The organism is Sphingomonas sp. GW821-FHT10F11 (assembly GCF_058809095.1).
On the sequence record NZ_JBXASH010000002.1, the window covers coordinates 47,618 to 69,324 of the forward strand.

The window sequence follows — 21,707 nt, forward strand, 5'->3', positions numbered from 1 at the left end:
TAGGTTTGATTCAGCCTTGAATCTAGAATTGAGACGCAGTGCTAATTTGCATGACGGGAGGGGTAGGTTATATTTTGCCGAACGATAAAGTGTGCTGTCACGGTAATTTCCGCTCCTCGCGACCATCAACTTTGGCTCAAAGTGAACCGTCGTGGGATTTGGTAAGATGACCTCGAGGACGGCCTACCTCCGTGATTTGCCTCGTGCTCGCTGGACCGGCGTGCCGGTCCTTCCCTCCAGTCCGTGGGCTGTGCGTTGGAACACGGTCTGGACCATTCGCTCGGCAAAACCGCCTAGGAAACCGAGAAGGGCCGCCCCTTGCCAACCCTCTAGCGTGTTTGGGTGAATGAGAGCAGCGCCTAGGCTGCTCTTCACCAAAAGGAAGAAAGCGAACCCCCCGATCAGGCCGATCATGACGCGAATGAGCGCCATCCACTTGTTCATATTGGATTGCTGACACGGCTTCATCTCAAATGACTGCACGCGGGTGATAATCGAGAAGCAAGCGCCCACGACACCATAGAAGCAGGCGATCAGAAAGAACGGGCTATGCTGAGCAATACCGCTGATCGGGATAATTTCGAGCGCAAGATAGAAGGTGCCCAGCCCGACCATGATCAGGACGGCCCAGATGAGTGCCCAGCGTAGATATCGGATGGTGTTGTCGTTGGTTGTACGACTGACCGCCATATCGAGCGCCGCTGTGGCGATTTCCTTGGCCTCCTCGACCTTATTTTCCATCAGCAACATAATCGACTGCGCGATATTGTGGTTGAAGAGGGAGCGATCAGTCTCATCGCTTAAGAGCGGGCGCCCGGTCAGCAGGTTCCACAGATGCCAGCGATGCGCGTACATTTCATTCGTCAGAAATCGGAGTTCACAAAGCTCAGGACAGATCGTCGTGAACGCGGTGCGTTGTTCCTGCTCCTTTGTCTTGTTGTCAGAAAAATGTACGAAGATCCCTGGCGGGGTCCGGTAGATCGCATAGTCGGGCGACAGCCACAAAATCTCGAGAATGGGATTCCCGAGCTTATCCTGCCTGTTGACTTGGATGCCCTTGAGCGAAAAATCTTCATGCGTAGCTTCGCCCTGCGAAGACGCTAGAGTCACGACCTTGGTTGCCATATGACGAGTCCCCTGAAGCCGAGACAGTGTAACTCTGGTAGAATGTTAATGCAAAACTCTATCGTACAAGCCGAACTCGTCAACATTCTTCGCTCGGCACGCGACGACGATTCTTCGCGAAGTAAGAATTCTGCGGTTCGATATTTAGCAGAAAGCGTGTGCATTCGGGTTGGCCGTCTATGCGATTTTACACGTTGTTGGTTGACCCACGCCGACAAGGGCGCTCATCGCGCTTAGCTCACGCCGTTTGCGGCGCGTCAACTTTCAGCTCTTTGCAGCCTAGCGACGGGTTTCGGCCAATTGCAGCCCGACACCCCACAAAAAAACGGCGCAGGGTCTCCCCCGCGCCGCTCTCTCAACCAGCTTTTCAGCCGATCAATGCTTCTTTTTCTTCTTCTTCCCCGCATCCGCCGTCTCGTCGGGCGCCGGGGTCGTCGAGCTGGCTGACGGCTCGCTCGGCGGCGGGGTCGTGGTCGCGCTGTCCGGGGCGGGTGCCGGGGCCGTCGTGTCGGCCGGCGCAGGCGGGGCCTGGGGGACCGGGTCCGACGGCGGGATGGGGGTGGTCGATGGCGGCGTGGTCGGCGGCGTCTGCTGCTGCGCAGTGGCGGGCAGGGCGATGGCCAGGGTAGCGCCGACGATGGCGGTGCTCAAGATCTTGATATTCATGCTATTCCTCTCGGGTAAATCAGGCCCCTGTGCCCAAGCAGATGGCGCAGGCGAGCGGCCGTTTCGACCCTGACTCGATGGAATGAGCCTCTTGCGGGACGTGCGGAATTGACCGGATCGGTTCGTCCTGCGAGCCGGTTCGGCTCGTCGCAGGGCCCGACTCAATAGTCTCTCAGGTCGCGGTACAGATCGTCCACCGACTCTTCGCGCAGTTCCCGGTAGATATCCTCATCCTCCTCCGGCCGGCGGCGCTCGCGGCGGATATCCTCCCACATGTCGATCTTCATCGACCGGAAATTGGCCAGGCACACCGCGTCGCCGGCATCGGGCGAACGGCCGAGCAGCGTCTTCATTTCGTCCTTCGACCGCACCAGGATGCCGCGCGCGGACGCGCTCCATTGATAGGCCGCCAGGTCGGCGCGCAGCGCCGGGTCGTTGGGCAGCGCCACCGGCTCCGGCCCCTGCGGGTCGAGCGCCTCGCGCAGGCGCCACACCATTTCCGCGCGGACGTTGACGAATTTCAGCCGGCCGTCCGCCGTACCGCTGCCGCTCGCCGAGGCAGCGTTGACCGCGATCGTCTGCACCCCGTTCTCGGTCAGGAAATTGGCGGTGGTCAGGCCCCATCCGATCACGTCGACATGCACCACCGCCCGGTCGCGCCGGTGGCGGATGACATGGCCGGCGGTGATCGGCCCGCCCGCATCCTGCGGGATCTCGCGGCCCGGCACGCGGATCAGCGGCGCGAACCAGTTGCCGTGCCGGCAGGAGATGACGAAGGCGTCGCGGCCGCCCACCGCCACGTCGACGCCCATTGAATCCATCTCCGGCACCCATTCGCGCGGCTGCCAGCGCGCCATCGCCGCGTCGATCCAGGCCGTGGGGATGACCTGCCAGTCGTCATCCTCCACGCCGGCCGCGAAATCGCCGTCGAGCATCTGCGATCGCAACGGCTCCGGCATGGCCTGCAGCGTGTCGATATAGCCGGTGCGCATATAGAAGAAATTGTCGGTCACCCGGCTCGGCACGAAGGTGCGCGATCGCGGCGTCACGATCTTCTCCGCGCCGAATTCCGCCGGGTCGAACTCATAAAGCGGCTTGTGGTTGAAGATCACGAACGGATCGGCGCGCGGCACCTCCACGTCGCGGCCGCGCAGCGTAGTGAACCAGCGCAGCTCGCCCGGCTCGGCCGGCCTGGGATGTTTCGGGTCGAGCCAGGGCGCGAAGAAATCGAGTACCCAGCGCCCCTCGGCATTGGTCGGCGGGTTGAACGTCATCAGCACGCGGGCGCGCTGGCCTGCATCGCTGGTGCGCGCCCAGCCCATGGTGAAGCGCACCTGCGCCTCGCGCATCTCGGTCACTTCGTCATAGGCGATCAGGTCGTGCGCGCGGCCCTGCCATTTGTGATGGTCCTGCGGCCCGTCGAGCCCGCCGAATTCGATCAGCCGCTCATAGGCGGCGCCGGCGCCCGCGCCCGCCACGCGCCAGGTGCACCGGCTGCGGTTGAAGCCCATCATCGTGCCCATGATCTCGCTGATGCGCTGGACGATGCCGTCGGTCTGCGCCTTCTGGCGGCGCAGGATCAGCGACCGGCGATGCCGGGTGAGCGCCAGCCCCGCGATCAGGTCGGATTTGCCGCCGCCCGCCGCCCCGCCATAGCCGGTGATGTCGGCCATGCTCTCCAGCGCCAGGGCCTGCGCGCCCGGTTGCGCCCGCCATCGCTGCGCGATGCTGTCGGTGGCGGTCAGCCCCAATATCTCGGCGCGCTCGCTCGGCGTCGCGCGGCGCAGCAGCGCGTCGAGCATCGCGGGATCGGTCTCGATCATGAATCCTCCTCCGGCCCGATGTCGTCATGCTCGATCAGTGTTCCGTCCCACTCGGGTCCGTCGTCCTCCAGCCGGTCCTCGGCCGGATCCCGCGCCGCGATGGTGGAAAGGATCGAGGAAAGCCGCACCGCGATCGCGGTCGTGTCGATCGGCGCCCCGCCCCCGTCTCCGCCGGCGCCCGCGCCGGACATCCGGCCCGGTGTTCCCACGATGCCGGCAATCCCGCCCATGCCGCCCATCCGGTCCGCCATCCCGCCGAACCGCATCGGATACCACCGCGCCAGGATGCGCATGCGCGTCTCGATGCGCAGGCGGGATCGCGCGACATTCTCCGGGTTGCGCACGGGCGGCGCGTCCGCCTTCGCATCCCGGCGCACCAGCCAGTCGTTGCGGCTGTCGTCGGCGATCTCGATCATCTCGTCGACCAGCGCGTCGAACCCCAGCGCGCGGGCCCGCGCCATGCGCGCGGCGAACGGCTCGTCCTGCATCCATCCCCACACGGTCGTGTACCCGACCTTCAGGTCGCGACACAGTTCCTTCAGGGTGATGCCGCGGGAAATCCCGTCGACAATGGCGTCTTCGATGGCGGGGCTGCGGCGTTTCATCCCGCCGGATTAGGGCAGGGCGGGGCAAGGTTGAATCGACGGGATTCGAAAACAAGCGCCGCTATTGCCGGTCAGGCCACCGCGGTTACTGGAATGCGCGTCGCACGAAGGTCTTTCGGGTGTCGAAACCAGGGCCGCTCACTGAGACGCGATATTCCTTTCCTGCCTCCATTTTCGCCTCGGTCCAGCCCCGGTAATGCGGAGGAACTTCCGGATAGACGATCTTGCTTCTGCAATTCTCCGCGTCCTCCACGCTGCCCATCTGGGAGACGCTCCATATATCGGTGCGTTCAAAACCGGATTCCCCGGGGACGACAAGAGAGATATCGATACTGTGAATGCACGGCGGGTACTTACCCCCGTCGTCCGTTTCGATGCTTATGCGGCCATCGTCGAGCTGCACTACGATGATGTCCACCGCGAGTTCGCAGGAAGAAAGGCACAACGGCGCTACTGCGGAAAACAGCGAAAGCCAAAATGCTCTGGAAGCCATAGATGCCGGACCCCTTTAGGTGCGCTTCGAGCTGGCGCCGTTCAGCTGCATAAAGGGTAATCCGGGCGTTGGCGTTGCGATGACAGTGTACCATATCGCAAAAGGCCACATCTGCAATGAAGACGCGATCCGATATGTACCACAGTCAGTTGACTGTTGCCGCAATCCCAAATCATTCCAGATGATCATTGATCTTCCGTATCATCGCGTTGATCGCCGCTTCGTGGTTCTCGCCGAAGCGCTCGACCAGTATCTCGGGTGGAATGTGGAACGCGGTGAGCGCGCCGAGGGCTTGCTGGACGATCAGAAAATCGCGTGGCTGCAGTGCGTTGTCGGTGCGCAGCTTGTCGAGCGTTTCTTCGAAGTCCTCCCGCTCATAGCCGGTGATCGTCTGAATCTCGCCCTTCGACACGAAGATGGGCTGAGTCAGCATGATGTCCAACGCGTTTATTGCGTCGAGCTCGTCTATCATTGTCCACCTATTTCAACGGGTCCCGCGGGTTCCGGTGACAGTTCCGGTGACAGTCCACTTAATGCAAACCAGCGGGTTTCGGTCTGGACCCTGAATGCACTGTCGCCGGAACCACGGAACGGAATTCGGTCATGCCTTTACAAAGATCTTCACCCAGAGGCGGGCTCTGCCGCTGCTCTCGACAGTCATGACGGCCTGGACCGATCTGCCATTGATGTCCGAATTGCCGGCAAAGGCCCCTGGCGGCGCGGATTTGATCCACCAATCCAGGTCCTGGCAGCAATATTGCGCGAGCGGTGTCTTGCCCACGCGCAGTTCCTTCTTGAGCAGGCCTTCCGCGAACTGTCGCGTCTCGTCCAGCGGCCCATCAAATCTGATGTTCTGCATCGCACCCTTACGATGGACTTCGCGAAACCATATATTGGACGCCGATGCCGGCAATCTCTCGCCACCCGCCGCGATCCGGATCGCGGCTGCTTTCTCAGGCGTGAGTGGCTTCTCGCTGCAGGACGTCATCAGAGATCCGGCCATCAGGATGGCATAGGCTATATTTCCCAGCGTCGTCGACATGCCGTCCCCTCGTTCTCGGCGATATAGAATGGAATTGCGGTTATCTGATCCCTCCTTCCCCCGATATTGGAAGGGTCGCGCTTGCCACGGCTTTTTGATCCTCTTTTGTTCCTGATTCGTCAAGTGATTGGATTGCCATCTCGGCCGAGGCCATCCTTGCCATGGAAATAGTGGATCATGTCATTTCAGCGACCCGTAGCCAAAGCCGGGCGCGGTTTCCGCTAACGGTCATCGCAACCGTGAACGCCCTGCCGCCAATGACGGAATCTGCGGTGTACGTTCCAGGCGGGGCGGATTTGATCCACCAGTCCAGCTGCTTGCAACAATCCAGGGCGTCAGCATCTTCGCCTTGATGCAGCTTTTTGTTGAGCAGGTTTTCGGCGAACCGTCGCGTATCGTCCACTGGTCCGTCAAATCTGATATGCTGCGTCGAACCCTGGAAACCGTCTTCGCGGACCCAGATATCGGAAGCCGACGCCGGCAACCTTTCATCCCCATCCAGTATCCGGATCGCCGCCGCCTGTTCAGGCGCAATCGGCCTGTCGCCGCAGGATGTAGCCAGCAATCCGCTCATCACGATGAGGTTTGCCGCATTCGCAAATGTCGCCGACATGCGATCTCCCCATCCCGCACGATGCAGATCGAACAGTGCCCTTGAACCGCTATCGCTCGATATCCGCGAAGCGTGAACTTTCCGCAATGATCACCCTTTGTTCCGATTCGTCAAGACCCGACGGCATGAAGATAGCGAGGGTGCTTTTGCAGCGCTTACCTGCGTCCCCTCTCTTTGGGCGGCTGCGGGATAGATGGTGAGCGGGGTCGCGCCTGTGGCTCTTGGTACTTGGACGGGTCGAAGCTGAAGCGATAGGTCGGCAGCTCCAGCGAACCATGCATGTCAAATTCGCGAGCCATGCCAACCTCCTGCAGCCTGCCCATCTGCGCGTCTGAAACCGAAACGATACGCCCCACGCGTACGCCCTTTCCGCCGTCCCAGTTGTACCGGTCGAACATGTAGAGGACTGGCCGGACGGACACGTTCACTGTTCCGTCGGTGCCGGGGGAATATTGAACGATCGCGGCGTGCGCTACGGAAAAACCTCCGACGGTATAATACCAGTCGGAGTTCCATTCCGATTGAACGTTACTCCAACCTCCGGTTACCGAAAAATACCCATCCTCGCCGCGGTAATTTCTTTTTATGTATCGTTTCGTTCCGGCGACGATGAAATCGTCGAAGTTCTTTTTCTGTTCGGCTCTGAGCCGGGGAATGGTATTCATCATATCGCGCAGGTCGATCTCCAACGGAGTTCCTGAGCCATCAAGATAGTGTGCGAGGTTACGAGCGGCCCTTTTGTAGCCGAGCGTCGCTGCGCGCTGCGCCATCGACCAGGCACGACCAAACTCATACCGGTCATGGAGTGTGGGCGTCGTCGACGCATATGGTCCGGCAGCTTGCCTATCTCCTCTCGCGAGGGCGGCGGCGGTGGCCGCTCGGGGCGCGGGCGGGCGAGGTGCTGGTTCTCCTCCAGGAAACGCAGGATCCATTGCTCGTCCGTCTCCTTCTCCGGCGCCGGTTGAGTGTCGAACGGGACGTCCGCGGCCGCGTCGTCCGGCGCGACAGCGGTGCCGGGCATGTCGGTGGCAACATCGTCTTGCGGCTCGGTCGGGATCATCGGGCACCTCCTGGAACGGGAGGTCATCTGCGCAGGGTCGCGGCCTTTTTTGAATCGATCCGGCTACCCCGCCAGCCGCCCGATCATCGCGAGCAGCTCGATGCGCGCGGTGAAGCCGCCGGGCTGGTCGGGCGTGGCGGTCGTCTGGAACTGGGCGAAGGTCACGCGCCTCTTGCCCTTATCCCCCCAGCCGACGAACCAGCCGAGCTGGCGCGTCCGGTCCTCCTTGCCGGCGGCATCCTTCAGCCAGCCGCTCCCGGTCTTGCCGTGCACCCGCCAGCCGCCGCTGCCCTCGAACACCGGCAGGATCGCTTCGGTCCGCGCACACGCCTGCGCCGACAGCAGCGTGCGCGCGAGCATCCGCCGCAGGAACGCGACCTGCTCGTCGGGCGAGATCATGAGGGACGAGCCGAGCCAGGCATTGCTCAGCCCGTTCGCCTTGCCGGGATCGCCGCTCACGTCGCGATTGCCGTAGTTCAGCCGGTCGACATAGGCTTTGAACCTGGCCGCACCGAGCCGCTTGGTGATCTCGCGCGAATACCAGATGACCGAATCCTTCTCCCAGCGGGTCGGGTCGGTGCGCGCCTTGTCGATGTCGCGGACTGCCTCATGGGTGCGCGGATCATAGTTCCAGGCGGGGGTATGCGCGTCCTTCAATATGCCGGCGTCATAGCCCATCAAGGCCAAGGGAATCTTGAAGGTCGAACAGGGCGAGAAACGCGCCGCGCACTGGCCCGAGCGGTGGAGGATGCGGCCGGTCGCCTGGTCGACCAGCAGCGTCGCGCGCGGCGGCCGGGCGATGATCGCCTCTGCAACCTCCGGCAATCCCCCGGCTATCCCTGCCATTCCTGCGCCCGCGCCGAGCAGCAGGCTGGTGGTGAAGGTCCGCCGGTCGATCGTCATGGTCCCGCTCTCCTGTGTCCGATGGTCCGCAGGCTAGGCCACGCACCCGGGGCCGCGCAAAGGATCAAAGCTGGCGGGAGACCCTAGATTATCTTATGGCGCGGCCATGGTCCGCCCGCATCTGCCGCTCAATGCGCTCCGGGCGTTCGAGGCCTCCGCGCGGCATTTGTCCTTCACCCGCGCCGCGATCGAGCTCTGCGTCACGCAGGCCGCGGTCAGCCATCAGGTGAAGGGGCTCGAGGGGCGACTGGGGGTTCAGCTGTTCCGCCGGTTGCCGCGTGGCCTCGCGCTCACCGACGAGGGGCTGGCGCTGCTCCCCGCGCTCGCCGACAGCTTCGATCGCATTGCCGAGCTGGTCGAGGGCATCGGCGGCGGCATGGCGGTGCAGGTGCTGTCGGTCGCTGCGGTCGGCACTTTCGCGACCGGCTGGCTGCTGCCGCGCCTGCCCGCGTTCCGCGCCGCGCATCCGCGCATCGATCTGCGCCTGTTCACCAACAACAACCGGGTCGACATCGCGGGCGAGGGCCTGGATGTCGCGATCCGCTTCGGCGACGGCGCGTGGCACGGCACGGAGAGCCTGGCCCTGTTGGAAACCCCGCTCACCCCGCTCTGCACCCCGGCGCTGGCCCGCACCCTGTTGGAACCCCGCGACCTGCTCGCCGCCACCCTGCTCCGCTCCTACCGCGCCGACGAATGGCCGCGCTGGTTCGCCGCCGCCGGCGTCGCCGCCCCGCCGCTGCACGGGCCCGTGTTCGACAGCTCGGTGACGATGGCCGAGGCAGCGATGCAGGGCGCCGGCGTCGCGCTCGCCCCGCCTGCCATGCTCGCCCGCCAGATCGAGCAGGGCGCGCTGGTCCGCCCCTTCCCGCAGGAAGTGACGACCGGCCGCTACTGGCTCACCTGGCTCAAGTCGCGCACGCCCAACCCGGCGATGCTCGCCTTTCGCGACTGGCTGCTGGTGGAGACGAACGCCTAACCGCGCACATGCTCCACGATCAGCCCCGCGATCCGGTCGAGCTGCGAGGGCGGCAGGTCGTGCCCCATCTCCTCGATCACCTCCAGCCGGGCGCCCGGCACGCGGCGGGCGATGTCCGCGCCATTGGCGAGCGGCACCAGCGGATCGGCGGCGCCATGGATGACGAGGGTGCGCGTACGGATATTGGCCAGCCGCGCCGCGCGGCTGCCGTCGGCGATCACCGCAAGCAGATGCCGCCGCCCGCCTTGCGGGTTATAGGCGCGGTCGAACGCACGGCCCGCCATGGTGTCGAACGCGTCCGCCGCCCGGGCGGGATCGGGAAAGGAGATCAGCGCGAGCGTCGCGGCGCCCAGCGCGATCGCCTGCTCGCGCGTCGGGTTCGGGTCGCGCCGGGCGAGCATGCGGCGGCGCAGTTCGGATGTCGGGCCGGGCAGGCCGGGCGCGCCGCTCGACGACATGATCGCGGTCAGGCTCAGCACCCGCGACGGATGGGAGGCGGCGAGGATCTGCGCGATCATCCCGCCCATCGACGCGCCGACGACATGCGCCGCCGGAATCTCCAGCGCGTCGAGCAAAGCGACCGCGTCGGCCGCCATGTCCTCCAGCGCATAGGCATGGCGGAAGGGCAGGCCGATCCGCCGCGCGGCATAAGCGAGCAGGGGATTGGTGACCGGCGCGTCATGCAGATGGGTCGACAGGCCGATATCGCGATTGTCGTACAGGATCACCCGGTGCCCCGCCGCCGCCAGCGCCGCGACGAACGCGTCCGGCCAGGCGATCATCTGCGTGCCCAGCCCCATGATCAGCAGGATCGGCGGGCCGGCCGGATCGCCCCTTTCCTCATAATGGAGCTGGACGCCATTGGCGGGGATCGTCGGCATGCGGGCCCTTTCGGCGGAGACGGCCGATGCGTAGCAGATATCCGGGCCGCCGAAACCTGCCGGGCCTTCCGGACTATGGGCGGCGATCGAATCCCGGTGCGCGGGAGGTCGCCAGCCCTTGCGTCATGCGCCGAGCAGGGGATCGATGAAGGCAGCCGAGACGAACCCGTCGCGGTCGCCGTCACCCTGGAGATCGATCAGCGCCCATGGGCCCTCGGGCGTGTCCTGGAACCCGATCACGTTCAACGCCGTTCCTCGGGGAAACCCGTCGGGGAACCCGTCGACTTTGGCGAAGCCGGTGCCGGGGCCGCCGCGAAGGAACAGGGACGATCCCTCGCGGACACGAACGACATAGCGGCCAGGCAGGCGCACGGGGGGCAGGGCGGGGCCTTGCTCCAGCAGGTTCTCGACGATGGAGATGAGCCGTGGCCCGATCCGGCTCTGATCGAGAAAGCCGTTCGCGTTCAACGCGAACGCCTTGGTGCCGACGGTGCCGCTGCCGCCATGAAGCGACTCGTTGCCGCCGATGGTGATGGCGTGGCGAATGCCGTCACGCACCTCAAAGCCGACGACCACGCAGCTGTGCGAGGGATAGCCGGTGTGGTCGCGCGCGAACTCGAAGCTGAGGGTGGCGCCGTCGCGGTTGTGGTGCACAAGATCGCCGAGCTGCACCGCGTGTTCGGCGATGCGGTGACCCCGAAAGACGCCGGTGCCGGCCTGCGCGTTGGCGATCGCGGCATGAACGAACACGCTGTGGCTGAGATTGAACTTGAACTGGGCGGCGGTCGCGCCCCCCTGCTTGATGCAGAACGAGACGAACGCGGCCGACCAGGCGTTCTCGTTCCTGGTCGGATCGAGATTGCGGCTGCCGCCGCCAGCCTCGTAATAATCGGCGATGCGGCTGCGCAGCGGCTCGCTGCCCTCGTTGATGCCGTGAAAGCGGTCGAACTCGCCCTGCGCTGCGGCTACCGCCGATCGGCGCGGCGGGCTCGCCGACGCGGCCGGCACAATGGCCGCCGCACCGGCGATGGGCACCGACCTCGCGATCTTCAAAAAGCTGTCGATGTTTTCGCCGTAGAAGTGCGCGCCGTCGAAGAACCCCTGCTTGAGGCCCTTCTGGGCGTTGAAGTTGCCGAAACCGGTGTTGTAGACGATGGCCACGAACGCGGACTCGAGGTCGGTCAGCGAGGACTTGCCGTTGAACCGCAGACTGCCAAGCGCGCCGCGGAGTTCGCCCATCAATTTGTCGAGCATTGCACCGAAGTCGCCCCAACGCTGTTCGAGGAAATAGTCGGGATCATCTCTGAAGTGCTGAAGGTCGTTTTGAAAGATACCATAGCCGTGAACGAACTTGTCGGGCTTGGCGGCGGCGTTCTTGTAGGCCGTGATGCCGGTGGCGTTCGCCATGTCTTTCAATAGCTGATGCGCGAGCGTGAACATTTCGGGGCCGCGTGGGACCGCGAGCAGCGCATTCTTGTCACGCGGAAACGCCTTGCGCCGAGGTGAGTCGATCGTATCGCCGACCGCGAGCCGCAGCACGTCCTCCCGCGAATGCGTGTGGCGCATCGGCCGCCACAACTCCCCGGTTTCCTGCACCGCGATCGCGCAGACCAGATCGAGCGATATCGGCGTGCCCACAAGTCTAGGTGAAATGTCGGCTGTAAAATTCTGCTTGAACCAGGCAATGTCTTCGCTGATGGCCATTGTTCTCTCCCTTATGCGATCGTTTGCAACCAAGGGTATTCAGCCGGGCAGTCAGATTACGCACAACACAGGGCAGCTATGCACCGTGTCTATAGCAGGATCGCAATCAACCCAAATTGAATCTTGAGATATCGAATGAAGTGCGTGAAGTCGAGCGAAGGCTCGATCTCGTTCACGAAGCAGAATCGGCGGAATCAAGGATGGACGTATCGTGAAGAACGGCTCCGCCCCGCTCTCCTCATGGCGACTCGGTGCTGGAACTTGGCAACGAGCTTTCCTTCGCGAAATAACCGGCTGGTAAATTTTTTTGTAAGCCCGCTGCATCTGGATCGCCCAGCCGCCCGTATCCTGGTGCGGCGCGTCAAACCGGGGGAAGAATGACCGATCCGGATACAATCATCGACTCGGTACGCAGCGCTGAGATCCGGGCCGTAGTGGTTGAGCCAGTACCGTCTTTGTTCGGGCGGGGCATTCTGGTTTCACAAATAACGGCGACACGTGCGACAGCCCCCTTAATTAGGCGCAGGCGTGTATGCCCGTGTGATGTCGAGCAAGGTTGTAGCATTTCGCGCCATTATCGCGCCCCTCAGATTCCTCAATGCGAGACAAATCTTCTGATGGAATATCAGTTTTCCTGAAATCGTTTGGAGTTAGACAAAAATACCTGTCGACAGGAGTGGCTCCCAAGGGTTTGTATTTGCCGTCCACGAGGTCAAAGACGATCACGAATTCCGCCCGGCGGCGCGCAAAATCGGCATATGCCGAAACAACGGCGACGTCCCCAGCCAGGGAATCATTTGAGTAATAGGCGCGGTCCGCATTCTGCGCCTCCTCAAACGCAGAGACCATGTCGGCGAGGAAGTCGTCCCGAAGCGCGCTGGTACGCGCGCGGGGCAGAAGCTTGTTGTAGGCATCGATCGCTGTGGCATCGCAAGCCTGGTAAAGTTGCGGCGTATAGTCGCGCGCCTTGCAGTCCGCCCGACGGACACCGATAGCCGCGATCGCTCGCTTCGCGCGCTACCGCGGGGGTAGCGGCCATCCTTGGGGTAACGGTGACACGTGCAATAACCCCCTAATACTCAACGACTCTATTCTTGGCCCTTTGGATGAGCCGCTGTTGCCTGACAGCCATCCAGGCGCGCAGTAAAGGGGTTGTTGCACGTGTCACGGTTAGTCCGGCACGCTGCCGGTGGCATCACCTGCGCTGACCGCGATCGGGCGGCGATAAACCGGCGGGATCTGTAGAGGCGAACGAGACTAGGGGGCACGGCTCGCCGATATCAAGGTTTGCATTCATTTAGTGCCACATGACTGATCTTATTTCCTAAATGATCCCGGATGTTGTTTAGGTAAATAGTAGCATTTCACACCGCTATCGTGCCCCTCGGAGTCAACGATGCGGGACAAAGCTTCTAGTGGGATGCCAGTTTTTTTTAAATCATTTGGAGTTAGGCAAAAATATTTGTCTACCGGAGTGACTCCTAAAGGTTTGTATTTGCCGTCTACTAGATCAAAAATAACCACAAATTCTTCGTAAAGGAAAATATACTGTTCTAAGTGAGCATTGATCGTAACGTTAAAGGTGCGCTCCGCAAAGCCTCCGGTTGCGACTGAGGTGGTTTTCATTTTCACCAGATAGATGCTATCAGTTGTCAAGTCACCGCCATAAGGGGAGGGTCCCAAATATTTCAGGATCTTGACAGGCTTTGCCACAACGATCGATGTTTTGGCCTCCGGCTCCGCTGCCCCACAGAGCATGCCGGCGAATATCGCTACAAAGAATAAGCGTATGATCTTCATCCCCACGCGTCCTCATAATTACGAATGATCTCGGCAACCCGGCCCTCAACAATCCGGTGACAGAAGTCCTTTAGGTCATCACGTCCCGCCACTCTTTCATCGTGCTGGCGAGGAAAGCGGATGTCGGTACCGATCTCCCGCGCCCGCCCGGCGAGGCAACGACTGTTCGTCGATTTGATCCTCTTTTGTTCCATCGCTGTCAAGGATTTTCACGGGCCGGCCTGTCGGCATATCGCCCGTCGGTATCACCGAAGAAGATGGCACGGCACGCCCGAATTCTCACTCCGGCATTCTGTCGTATCGGGGAATTGCCTGAAATACCCCGTTGCTCGTCATCCTGCCGACGCCAATCTTGGGGCTCTTCGATTTTCCGGTCTTTGGGTTCGTCTTTCCAGCCGTCATTGTTACTTGATGAATGATGGGGGTCTTTGCATTGTCCTCCACCACGAAATTCGGGATCAGCCAGGTTTTGACCACATCTGCATCGCGAGGGCCTGGCAGTTCACTAAAGCCACTGCCGACAATGTGCGTGTGGATCACAAAGGCGCGTGGCCTGGATTTGCCCCACACCGCCACATTTTCGGGGAGCCGGGGCTTGAGATCTCTTATGCTTCCTCCGCGCGCCGGAATGATTTTTATGCCGGTTACGACGTACCTGCTTGTGCCGGAGTCCCATTCGACCATCAGATATTTTTCGACCTGCTGAGTTTTCCCTGCGACTCGAGAATTGGCCAAGGCTGGCGCAATCGACTTCACGAATGCGATCGCATCGGGATCGGCGGAGACATCGACATTTGCAATCGCAGTGATTTTGGGCGCGTCGCCTACAGCTTTCTCATACTCCCTGTCGTTATTCAGCCCTCCTCTGCCCTGTCCGGTATCGGGTTCCACTGAAGACAATAGTCCGTTTCTCAGGGCAAGGATGACGTCGTTCTGCGGCAGATACGCGCCGGTGATGCGATTTGCCTGGTTGTTCGCGAAAATCTGTCTCTTACCCGGTGAGATTGGAGTCGCGATTGGCTTGACCGCTCCCTGCGTAGCGCTGGCTGGTTGCACGGCGGCCTGATTCCCCGCCGGCCCGGGAGCGGCGGGTGTGGTGTTCGCAGGAGCGGCAGGCTGGGATGCCGGTACAGGCCCCGGGCTCTGCTGGCCCGCAGGGACGTTTGCGCCTGTCCCGGTCTGCGATGGATCGACGACGTTGTCGGTCGCCATTCCATCAGTCGCCATGCCGTTGAAATTCATATCGACAGACGGTCGGGTCGGTGCGTCGCCTTGCGCCTCCGGCGTGTCGTCTGGCGCAGAGTCGTTGGTCATATACGCGGCGTCCGCCGCACTGGCCGCCGGAGGAGGGTTCGGCACTGTTTCGGTCGTCCCTCCAAGCACCTTGTACCCACCCGACTTCCACCACCAGATCGCCTCGTCGGCGGTGTAGGTGAACGGCACCAGACCCTCGGCGATCAGCGCATGGCCGAGATATTTGTCCACTTCCTCATAGGTCGCGGCGCGCTCGCCCTTCGTCACCTCGTCGAGATCGTCCATCGTCCGCGACAGCAGCGCCATCGCCATATAGCCGCCCTTGGGATGCCGCATGCTCAGATGATCGGGCACCTTCCAGGTCGAAGGCGGCCCGTCCCAGGGCGAGGGCGGTGGTGCCGGCGGACGCTCGGGGCGCGGGCGGGCGAGGTGCTGGTTCTCCTCCAGGAAGCGCAATATCCATTGCTCGTCCGTCTCCTTCTCCGGCGCCGACTGGGTGTCGGGCGGACGGTTCGGGTTCGCCTCCACCGGCACCGCATCGGCGTCGGGCAGCGGCATATCGGCCGTCGCCGGCGTGTTGGAACTCGGGGTCGCGAAGGGATCGATTGCGTCAACCATTGGGTTCCTCCCTGATGTCGCACCGGCCATGGGGCGGGCGCGGGCAATGTTGAATCGACCGGCCTCAGCCCGGCGCCGCCACCCGCGCGGCAAAGGCCTCCTCGCGCGATTGCCAGCCGGCCCAGACCAGCTCGACGATGAAATCGTCCAGCCCCATGCCCTCGCGCCGCGCCGCCTTGATGATCTGCATCGCCATGTCGGGGTCGCGCGCCTTCACCATGTGCAGCGAGGCGGAGGGCATCCGGCCCGGCCTTTTCCTGGTGCGCCAGTGCGGCGTCTTGTTGGTGACCGGCGCGGTCGCCTTGCCCGTCGCCAGCACGGTGATGCGCCGCGTGCGCTGATAGCGCTCGACCTGGATCAGCCCCTTGCGCTCGAGCCGCTGGACCAGATGGACCGTGGTGCTGATCGAATCGCAGCCGCAGCGTTCCTGCAGCTCGTCGCCGGTCGGCGCGGCCCGCCCGGCTTCGGCGGCCTCGGTCACGCAGGCGAGCACTTCGCGCTCCCAGGGCGAAAGGGACATGTCGTTCATAAGGGGCTCCTTCAGGCGGAAAACGGGGCGGTGAGCTGCGCCAGGCGCGCACGTTGCGCCGACGTCATCGGCTCTCCTTCGGGTCGCCAGTCGCGGTCGTGCGTCGCGATCAGGGTGCGGATGCGCGACAGCTCCCAGCGCCGCACCGCCATGCCGGCGCAGCGCTCGCGGATCTCGGCGACCGAGGGGAAGAAGCGGCACTCCCGTAGCGCCCGCGCACAGGCCGCGCCGAGCACATCGGCGGGAATGTCGCCCAGCCCCTCGGCATAGAGTTCGAGCCGCGCCTCGGCCTCCTGGTCGCTTGCCTTGCCGGCGGGAAAGCCGAGCGCAAGCTTGCCGATCATCCGGCGGATCTCGCGCGGTGCGGCCGGAGCGAGCGCTGCCTCGGTCGCCGCCGCCAGCGTGGCCAGCGCGCTGCGTTCGGCGGGCGAGCAGACATGGCTAAAAGCCGGTGCTTCCGTCACCAGCATCGCGAGCCTCGGATCGCAGCACGGCGCGGACGAGAGGGTTTTGCGGCTCGCCGGCAGCGCCTGCAGCGCGGGAGGTTGCGGATCGGGATGAGCGGCGGTTGCCATGGCGGGTTCCTGTGTCGTCGCGGGGATCGAAGATCTGCGCCCAGCCCTTTTCGGCGGCATGGGCGAGCAGCTTGCCTGGCGGCCATGCGTCATCGGCTTGCGCAGCGAGATCGCGGATCAGTTTGCGGTAGGCGGCCTCGGTCATCGCCAGCCGCTTGGTCCGCCGATTGGCGAGCAGGTCGCGCCAGTCCGCCGGCTCGCAACCGGCCGGGCAGGGGAAGCGCCGTGTGGCAGCCTCGCGCGGGGAATCCCTCCCGGGGGCACGGGGGATGGGATTAATTTTTGGGGTCTGGGGGCTTTTATCAAGGGAAGGGGGAATGGCGCCGGTCACGGCTGGCGGAGCGTCGGTTGTGTCGTGTGACGCGTTACCGGCGTTACTTACATCCTCTTCCATCACGCAGTGACGGAAGGAGGTTGCAAGGGCGCCACCCTCTCCCCCCGTCACCCCGGACTCGTTCCGGGGTCCACCGTGCCGCGAACTCAATGGCTGAAGGGTGTGCGGAACGGTGGATGCCGGAACAAGTCCGGCATGACGGAAGGAATTGGGCCCCGGTTCGCTTCCCCCGCCAAGGCCGTCACTCTCGCAAGCCGGACCGCCAGCCTCCACCCCCTCGAACAGATCCCCCGTCCCATCCCCGAACAGCCGCTCGCGATAGCGCCGCTGCCGCCGGGCATTGCCGGCACGCTGCGCCGCGCGCCGCGCGTCCTCGCGCGCGGCGTCGGCCTTCACCGCCGCGACGATCACCTCGGCCGAGGCGCCCGCCGCGAGCATCGCATCCAGGATCGCGGGATCGATCACGCGCGCTCATGCTCCCGCGTGGCGGGACGGGCGGCGTCGGCCGGCGCCGCAAGCGGACACCCCGCCATCTGGCAACTCCGCGCCTCTGGATGCCACCCCGATATCCCGCACGGCGCACAGCACGCGCCCTCCGCATCAGCGCCCACGCCAGGGGATTCCCGCAAAGCTTCTTGCTGGCTCACGACTCGCTCCGGTCTGTTTGTTCCTTTTATGTTCTCATAGGAAATTTCCTACATTGCAAGCGCGAAGTGATTCAAAGCTTGGGTCTTCATGGTTAGCACCCTCGCGGACAGGAGGGCCGTATGATCGTCGATATCCAGCGGAAGCCGTGTATAACGACGAAAAATGTAATCTCGCAGCGGTGCGAGCCGTGAACAAAGCCAGCGAGATCCCGCAACGACGAGCGCTCGAAAAGCGGCTGAAGGGGACTGGTATCTATGGGTTGTGAACGGTGGGGCCGGTTCCTTCTTGCCGCCACGCTCACGGTGGTCCTTTCCTCATGTCAGATTGCCATGGCGATCGACGTTCAACAGCGCGACAATGGTGGGATCTCGATTCAGTCGAACGACAGATCGAAGAACCCGCCGTGCATCGACTCCATCAGCGTCACGCAACTCGAGGAGGGTAAGGCGCCGATCGACTCCACGATCGTCTGGTCGGTTACGCGCAAATTCGGTTCGGACGAGTGCTTCAACAAGATCGTCTACCCCACGATTCCCCACAATTATTCGGGCGAGTCGACTCAACCCCTGCAGCCAGGGCGGAGATATCTGATCGAGGTCTCCGGCATGAACTGGTCGGCGTCGCAAACGATCGTGCGATCCGCCGCGCGATAAAAATGGCTCTGCCCGGCCGCAGCCCTTCACCGCGGCGTGAGCGTCATCACCACGAAGCTGTCGGGATGATAGGTGATCACCGGCGCGCCGCCCTCGGTCGCCGGCGGGCGCACGCTATGGTCGGCAGTGACCAGGAACACGCGGCCGGTCTTCTCGTCGAGCTGCATGATCTTGGCATTGGGCCGCGTCATCACATTGCCGAGCAGCCGATAGGCGTCCGGCCCGTCCTGCGCGATCACGGTCAGGGTCGAATCGACCCCATTGGAGGTCAGGATGCGGTGGCGTTGCTCGTCGATCGCCAGCCCGTCCAGTCCCTTGCCGATCGGCACGCTGGCGACGATCTTGCCGCTCTGCGGGTCGATCGCCAGCAGCACCGGCGTCTCGCCGCGGCACCCGACGAGCAGCCGGTCGGTCGATGCCTGATATTCCGCCGCGGTAGGCTGAACGCAATCGCCGACGGTCCAGCGCGCTTTTTCCTCGAGCGTCTTCGCGTCGAGCTTCAGGATGACATTGTCGTAGCGCGCGGGCTGGTAGAGATTGCCTTTCCCGTCGCTCGCGGGGTCGTCCATCTTGGTGAAGGGGAAGGTCTTCCGGCCCTTCAGCGCACCGGTCTTCGCGTCGAGCACGAACATGGTCGACATCGCCTTGCGCTGCCCGGTCAGCACGATGATGCTGTCAGTCGTCGCCTCGTGCACTGCGCCGTTGAGTCCGCCATCCTCGGCCAGCTTCAAACGGGCGATCGGCTTCAGCGTCTTCAGGTCGAGGCTCAGCAGGCTGCCATCAGTCATCGCGACATAGCCGCGGCCGTGCTGCGGCAGCAGCAACGGGCCGTTCGCGCCGATCGAATTCTCGACCACCGCGATCTGCTTCCTGGTGTCGACGTCATGGACGACCAGCCCGTCCTTGCGCCGCGCCATGAACAGGCGCGATCCGCCCTGTTCGAGCTTCGCATAATCCCAGTCGGTGTCAGTGCTGGCGAGCGTCGCGACATGGTCGATCGAATAGAGCCGGCCATCCTCGGGCGCGGCGCTCGCCGCCAGCGGCAGCGCGGCGATCATCGTCCCCACTAGGAACATCGTTTTGCGCAGTGCCATGTCGTCCTCCCTCGTCGCCCCGATCTGTCGGGTTCGGCCTGGGTGGGAGATTAATGGCATCAGCTTTCGCGGGCCTGTCATGTGGTCGCTGGCTCAGGCCAGCAGGGTTTCGACCTGGCGGCGGATGTCGCGGAACGTCTCGTCGCGGAAGGTGGATCGCGATCGGATCGCCTTGTTCATCTCGCGCAGCCCGGCCTTTGCGGCTCGCGCGTCGCCGGTTCGCGCCGCGATCGCCGCCTCCGCCGCCAAGGTCATCGGCGCATTCGCGCCATTGTCCCGATGGCCGGCGAGCACGGCGCGCGCATGGTCGGCATCGCCTTCCCACATCGCCGCGAGCCACGCATCGCAGGTGGCGAGCCAGTCGCCATCGCCATAGGCCGTCCGATACGCGTCGATCAGGTGGCGGGCCAGCGCGGCATCGACGGTGACGGAATCCAGCTCCGTCGCGATCTCGGCCGCGGCATGATGGCGGGTCATCTCCGCGACTTCTTCCGTCGGATAGGTCGCCGCTGCCATCGCCGCCATCATCCAGGCCGGCCGGTCGCGCAGGCGCACTTGATGGTCCGACAGCATTTCCAGCCAGCCATAGGGCGCATAAGTCGCATAGCTGCTGTCCGGTCGCCCGGCGGCTCGCCACCTGGCGCCGTCGCTCGATTCCCCGCCGCGCGAGTCCGGCAGGAAGGAGAAGATCGCCGCATGCAGCGACTGGAGGCCCAGCCCGATCGCGAGCGGACTCACCATCACGGCGTGCGTATATTTCACCGTCTGGACGACGCCCGATCCGATCAGGATTGCCTCGGCATGGCGGTCGATCTCCGCCAGGAAGGTCGCTGCGGCGAGAAAGGCAATCGCCGCGAGGATCAGGCTGGCGATCGGCCCGCCCAGCAGGATGGTGCGCCAGTTCGCCGTGGTGCCGACCGCGATCGTGCGCGGAACCGTCGCGACCCATCCCCCGGCATGGCGACCGATGGCGCGCGACACGATCGCGAGCCTGCGGTTCGGTAGCTGGAACCCGAAGGGGCGCACCACAAAGGCGATGATGCGCCATCCGCAGACAAGGGCAGCAACGGCATGGCCGGCTTCATGAACGGCCGTCGAGAGGAACGTGCCGGCAGCAAGGCAGGCCAGCGCGAACAGCACCTGGGGCTGATCGCGAAACGCCCCCGCATAGGCGCAAAGAGCAGCAAACCAGAACAGCGCCGACGCCACGCGGATCGCGGTCGCGCGAAAATTGATCGCCCCCGCTTGCTCGCCCTCGCGCGTCACAGGCTGTCGGGATCGGAAGGCCGCATCGCCGCGACGATAGGGCAGCCGCCGGACGGTGCCAACCGTGCGTCGATCCGCCTTGATCCGCCTGCCGCGACAGGGCTAAGGCCCCGCGGATGTCCGATACTTATGCGCTTCGCATGCTCGCTCTTTCCACGGCCCATATCCGTCAGCGGATGCGCGACGATCTCGGCATCGCGGGCATGGTCGAGGGCGGCGATCTGATCATCAAGACGAAGAAGGGCTCGCTGTTCGGCCGCGACGCCAGCGGCGATTTCGCCAAGGACCTGCGCCGCCGTATCGTCGAGGCGCAGGAATTCCTCGAACGCGCCGCCTTCGCCGTCACCGACGAGGCGCTGGTCGAGGCGTATGAATTCACCGGCGGCGTCGGCCCGGATGCTGACCTGCTGTGGCGCGAGATCAGGCATCGCGGCCTGATCGACTGACGGGCCCGAACAATCTCCACACCGTTCGTTTCGAGCGACGTCGAGAAACATTGATCGAGCCAAGTCCGGTTTCTCGACTACGCTCGAAACGAACGGGTTTTTTACGCCCCCGCCAGCTCCTGCAGCCGGTCGAGCAGGGGCCGCTGGCTCGCCAGCATCTTGGATCGCGCCCGGTCGATCGTGAACCAGTCCGCCCGGTCGACTTCGGGGATGGTGATCGTCTTTCCGCTGCGCGGCGGCCATTCCATCTCGCATTCGGTGCTGACGATGCCCGCCGGGTCCAGGTCGCCCGCCAGCGCAAAGGCCTCCACCCATTTCCCGCCCGATTGCCGGATCCGGCCGAGCGGTTCCAATGGTCCCTCCGCCTCGCTGCCCAGCTCCTCGCGGAATTCGCGGCGCGCCGCCTCCGGCGGTTCCTCGCCGAGCTCGACCGCGCCCTTGGGGATCTGCCACGCGCCCATGTCGCGCGCAGCCCAGAAGGGCCCACCGGGATGGACCAGGAACACCTGCAACGAACCGTGCCGCCTGCGATAAAGCAGGATGCCGGCGCTCAGACGAAAGGGCGGCATGACGAGGTCCCCGCTTTTCGATCCAGCCGC

Annotated in this window: 25 protein-coding genes; 3 read left to right on the top strand and 22 right to left on the bottom strand. The window is 63.8% G+C overall.

Annotation, left to right across the window (positions count from 1 at the left end; all coding sequences use genetic code 11):
* Positions 1–183 precede the first annotated feature (183 nt).
* The 11 genes from AC1RT8_RS06255 to blaOXA all read right to left on the bottom strand — a co-directional run bounded on the left by AC1RT8_RS06255 (position 184) and on the right by blaOXA (position 8,330).
* A complete protein-coding gene (locus tag AC1RT8_RS06255; protein WP_493074731.1) occupies positions 184–1,125 on the bottom strand; it encodes a hypothetical protein in 942 nt (313 codons plus the stop codon).
* A 375-nt stretch (positions 1,126–1,500) separates the two neighbouring features.
* Positions 1,501–1,791: a hypothetical protein gene (locus AC1RT8_RS06260; protein WP_493074732.1), complete on the bottom strand. Its 291-nt coding sequence runs from the start codon at positions 1,789–1,791 to the stop codon at positions 1,501–1,503.
* A gap of 161 nt (positions 1,792–1,952) precedes the next feature.
* Entirely contained in the window at positions 1,953–3,614 is a 1,662-nt protein-coding gene (locus AC1RT8_RS06265) for a terminase (protein WP_493074733.1), read from the bottom strand.
* Entirely contained in the window at positions 3,611–4,219 is a 609-nt protein-coding gene (locus AC1RT8_RS06270; RefSeq protein WP_493074734.1) for a terminase small subunit-like protein, read from the bottom strand. Before AC1RT8_RS06270 ends, AC1RT8_RS06265 begins: the two co-directional genes overlap by 4 nt.
* Before the next feature lie 85 nt (positions 4,220–4,304).
* Entirely contained in the window at positions 4,305–4,637 is a 333-nt protein-coding gene (locus tag AC1RT8_RS06275) for a hypothetical protein (RefSeq protein ID WP_493074735.1), read from the bottom strand.
* 247 nt (positions 4,638–4,884) lie between these two features.
* On the bottom strand, positions 4,885–5,154 hold the full coding sequence (locus AC1RT8_RS06280; protein ID WP_493074736.1) for a hypothetical protein: 270 nt from the start codon (positions 5,152–5,154) through the stop codon (positions 4,885–4,887).
* 159 nt (positions 5,155–5,313) lie between these two features.
* Positions 5,314–5,754 (bottom strand): hypothetical protein, encoded by a 441-nt coding sequence (locus tag AC1RT8_RS06285; RefSeq protein WP_493074737.1) that lies wholly within the window; start codon positions 5,752–5,754, stop codon positions 5,314–5,316.
* A gap of 175 nt (positions 5,755–5,929) precedes the next feature.
* Positions 5,930–6,367 (bottom strand): hypothetical protein, encoded by a 438-nt coding sequence (locus tag AC1RT8_RS06290; protein ID WP_493074738.1) that lies wholly within the window; start codon positions 6,365–6,367, stop codon positions 5,930–5,932.
* A 155-nt stretch (positions 6,368–6,522) separates the two neighbouring features.
* On the bottom strand, positions 6,523–7,056 hold the full coding sequence (locus tag AC1RT8_RS06295; RefSeq protein WP_493074739.1) for a hypothetical protein: 534 nt from the start codon (positions 7,054–7,056) through the stop codon (positions 6,523–6,525).
* Positions 7,032–7,427 carry a hypothetical protein gene (locus tag AC1RT8_RS06300; RefSeq protein WP_493074740.1) on the bottom strand — a complete coding sequence of 132 codons (396 nt, stop codon included), beginning with the start codon at positions 7,425–7,427 and terminating at the stop codon, positions 7,032–7,034. Before AC1RT8_RS06300 ends, AC1RT8_RS06295 begins: the two co-directional genes overlap by 25 nt.
* A 63-nt stretch (positions 7,428–7,490) precedes the next feature.
* Positions 7,491–8,330 (bottom strand): class D beta-lactamase, encoded by an 840-nt coding sequence (gene blaOXA / locus AC1RT8_RS06305; RefSeq protein WP_493074741.1) that lies wholly within the window; start codon positions 8,328–8,330, stop codon positions 7,491–7,493.
* Positions 8,331–8,436: 106 nt separating this feature from the next.
* On the opposite strand from blaOXA, the gene AC1RT8_RS06310 reads away from it, so the two are divergent.
* Positions 8,437–9,306, top strand: coding sequence for a LysR substrate-binding domain-containing protein (locus AC1RT8_RS06310; protein WP_493074742.1), 870 nt, complete (start codon positions 8,437–8,439; stop codon positions 9,304–9,306).
* Here AC1RT8_RS06310 and AC1RT8_RS06315 read toward each other — a convergent pair.
* From AC1RT8_RS06315 to AC1RT8_RS06350, 8 genes are all read right to left on the bottom strand, one after another.
* A complete protein-coding gene (locus AC1RT8_RS06315; protein WP_493074743.1) occupies positions 9,303–10,187 on the bottom strand; it encodes an alpha/beta fold hydrolase in 885 nt (294 codons plus the stop codon). The two genes, AC1RT8_RS06310 and AC1RT8_RS06315, sit on opposite strands and share 4 nt — an antisense overlap.
* A 123-nt stretch (positions 10,188–10,310) precedes the next feature.
* Positions 10,311–11,891, bottom strand: a complete 1,581-nt coding sequence (locus AC1RT8_RS06320; protein ID WP_493074744.1) for a DUF2272 domain-containing protein — start codon at positions 11,889–11,891, stop codon at positions 10,311–10,313.
* Positions 11,892–12,407: 516 nt separating this feature from the next.
* Complete coding sequence (locus tag AC1RT8_RS06325; protein ID WP_493074745.1) at positions 12,408–12,740, bottom strand: hypothetical protein; 333 nt, start codon at positions 12,738–12,740, stop codon at positions 12,408–12,410.
* Positions 12,741–13,208: 468 nt separating this feature from the next.
* Positions 13,209–13,691, bottom strand: a complete 483-nt coding sequence (locus AC1RT8_RS06330; RefSeq protein WP_493074746.1) for a hypothetical protein — start codon at positions 13,689–13,691, stop codon at positions 13,209–13,211.
* Positions 13,692–13,970: 279 nt separating this feature from the next.
* Positions 13,971–15,563, bottom strand: a complete 1,593-nt coding sequence (locus tag AC1RT8_RS06335) for a hypothetical protein (RefSeq protein ID WP_493074747.1) — start codon at positions 15,561–15,563, stop codon at positions 13,971–13,973.
* A 64-nt stretch (positions 15,564–15,627) separates the two neighbouring features.
* Entirely contained in the window at positions 15,628–16,092 is a 465-nt protein-coding gene (locus AC1RT8_RS06340; RefSeq protein WP_493074748.1) for a LexA family transcriptional regulator, read from the bottom strand.
* An 11-nt stretch (positions 16,093–16,103) separates the two neighbouring features.
* The gene (locus AC1RT8_RS06345) at positions 16,104–16,556 is read right to left on the bottom strand and encodes a hypothetical protein (RefSeq protein WP_493074749.1); all 453 of its coding nucleotides are present in this window, start codon (positions 16,554–16,556) and stop codon (positions 16,104–16,106) included.
* A complete protein-coding gene (locus tag AC1RT8_RS06350; protein WP_493074750.1) occupies positions 16,534–17,466 on the bottom strand; it encodes a phage replication initiator YdaU family protein in 933 nt (310 codons plus the stop codon). Before AC1RT8_RS06350 ends, AC1RT8_RS06345 begins: the two co-directional genes overlap by 23 nt.
* A gap of 512 nt (positions 17,467–17,978) precedes the next feature.
* On the opposite strand from AC1RT8_RS06350, the gene AC1RT8_RS06355 reads away from it, so the two are divergent.
* Positions 17,979–18,302 (top strand): hypothetical protein, encoded by a 324-nt coding sequence (locus AC1RT8_RS06355; protein ID WP_493074751.1) that lies wholly within the window; start codon positions 17,979–17,981, stop codon positions 18,300–18,302.
* Between the two features lie 26 nt (positions 18,303–18,328).
* Here the strand turns inward: AC1RT8_RS06355 and AC1RT8_RS06360 are convergent, their stop codons facing one another.
* On the bottom strand, positions 18,329–19,396 hold the full coding sequence (locus AC1RT8_RS06360) for a YncE family protein (protein WP_493074752.1): 1,068 nt from the start codon (positions 19,394–19,396) through the stop codon (positions 18,329–18,331).
* A 93-nt stretch (positions 19,397–19,489) separates the two neighbouring features.
* A complete protein-coding gene (locus tag AC1RT8_RS06365; RefSeq protein WP_493074753.1) occupies positions 19,490–20,662 on the bottom strand; it encodes a site-2 protease family protein in 1,173 nt (390 codons plus the stop codon).
* A 116-nt stretch (positions 20,663–20,778) separates the two neighbouring features.
* Here AC1RT8_RS06365 and AC1RT8_RS06370 point away from each other — a divergent pair, with 116 nt between their 5' ends.
* On the top strand, positions 20,779–21,108 hold the full coding sequence (locus AC1RT8_RS06370) for a hypothetical protein (protein WP_493074754.1): 330 nt from the start codon (positions 20,779–20,781) through the stop codon (positions 21,106–21,108).
* A 101-nt stretch (positions 21,109–21,209) separates the two neighbouring features.
* Here the strand turns inward: AC1RT8_RS06370 and AC1RT8_RS06375 are convergent, their stop codons facing one another.
* Positions 21,210–21,677, bottom strand: a complete 468-nt coding sequence (locus tag AC1RT8_RS06375) for an NUDIX hydrolase (RefSeq protein WP_493074755.1) — start codon at positions 21,675–21,677, stop codon at positions 21,210–21,212.
* Between the last annotated feature and the right edge of the window lie 30 nt (positions 21,678–21,707).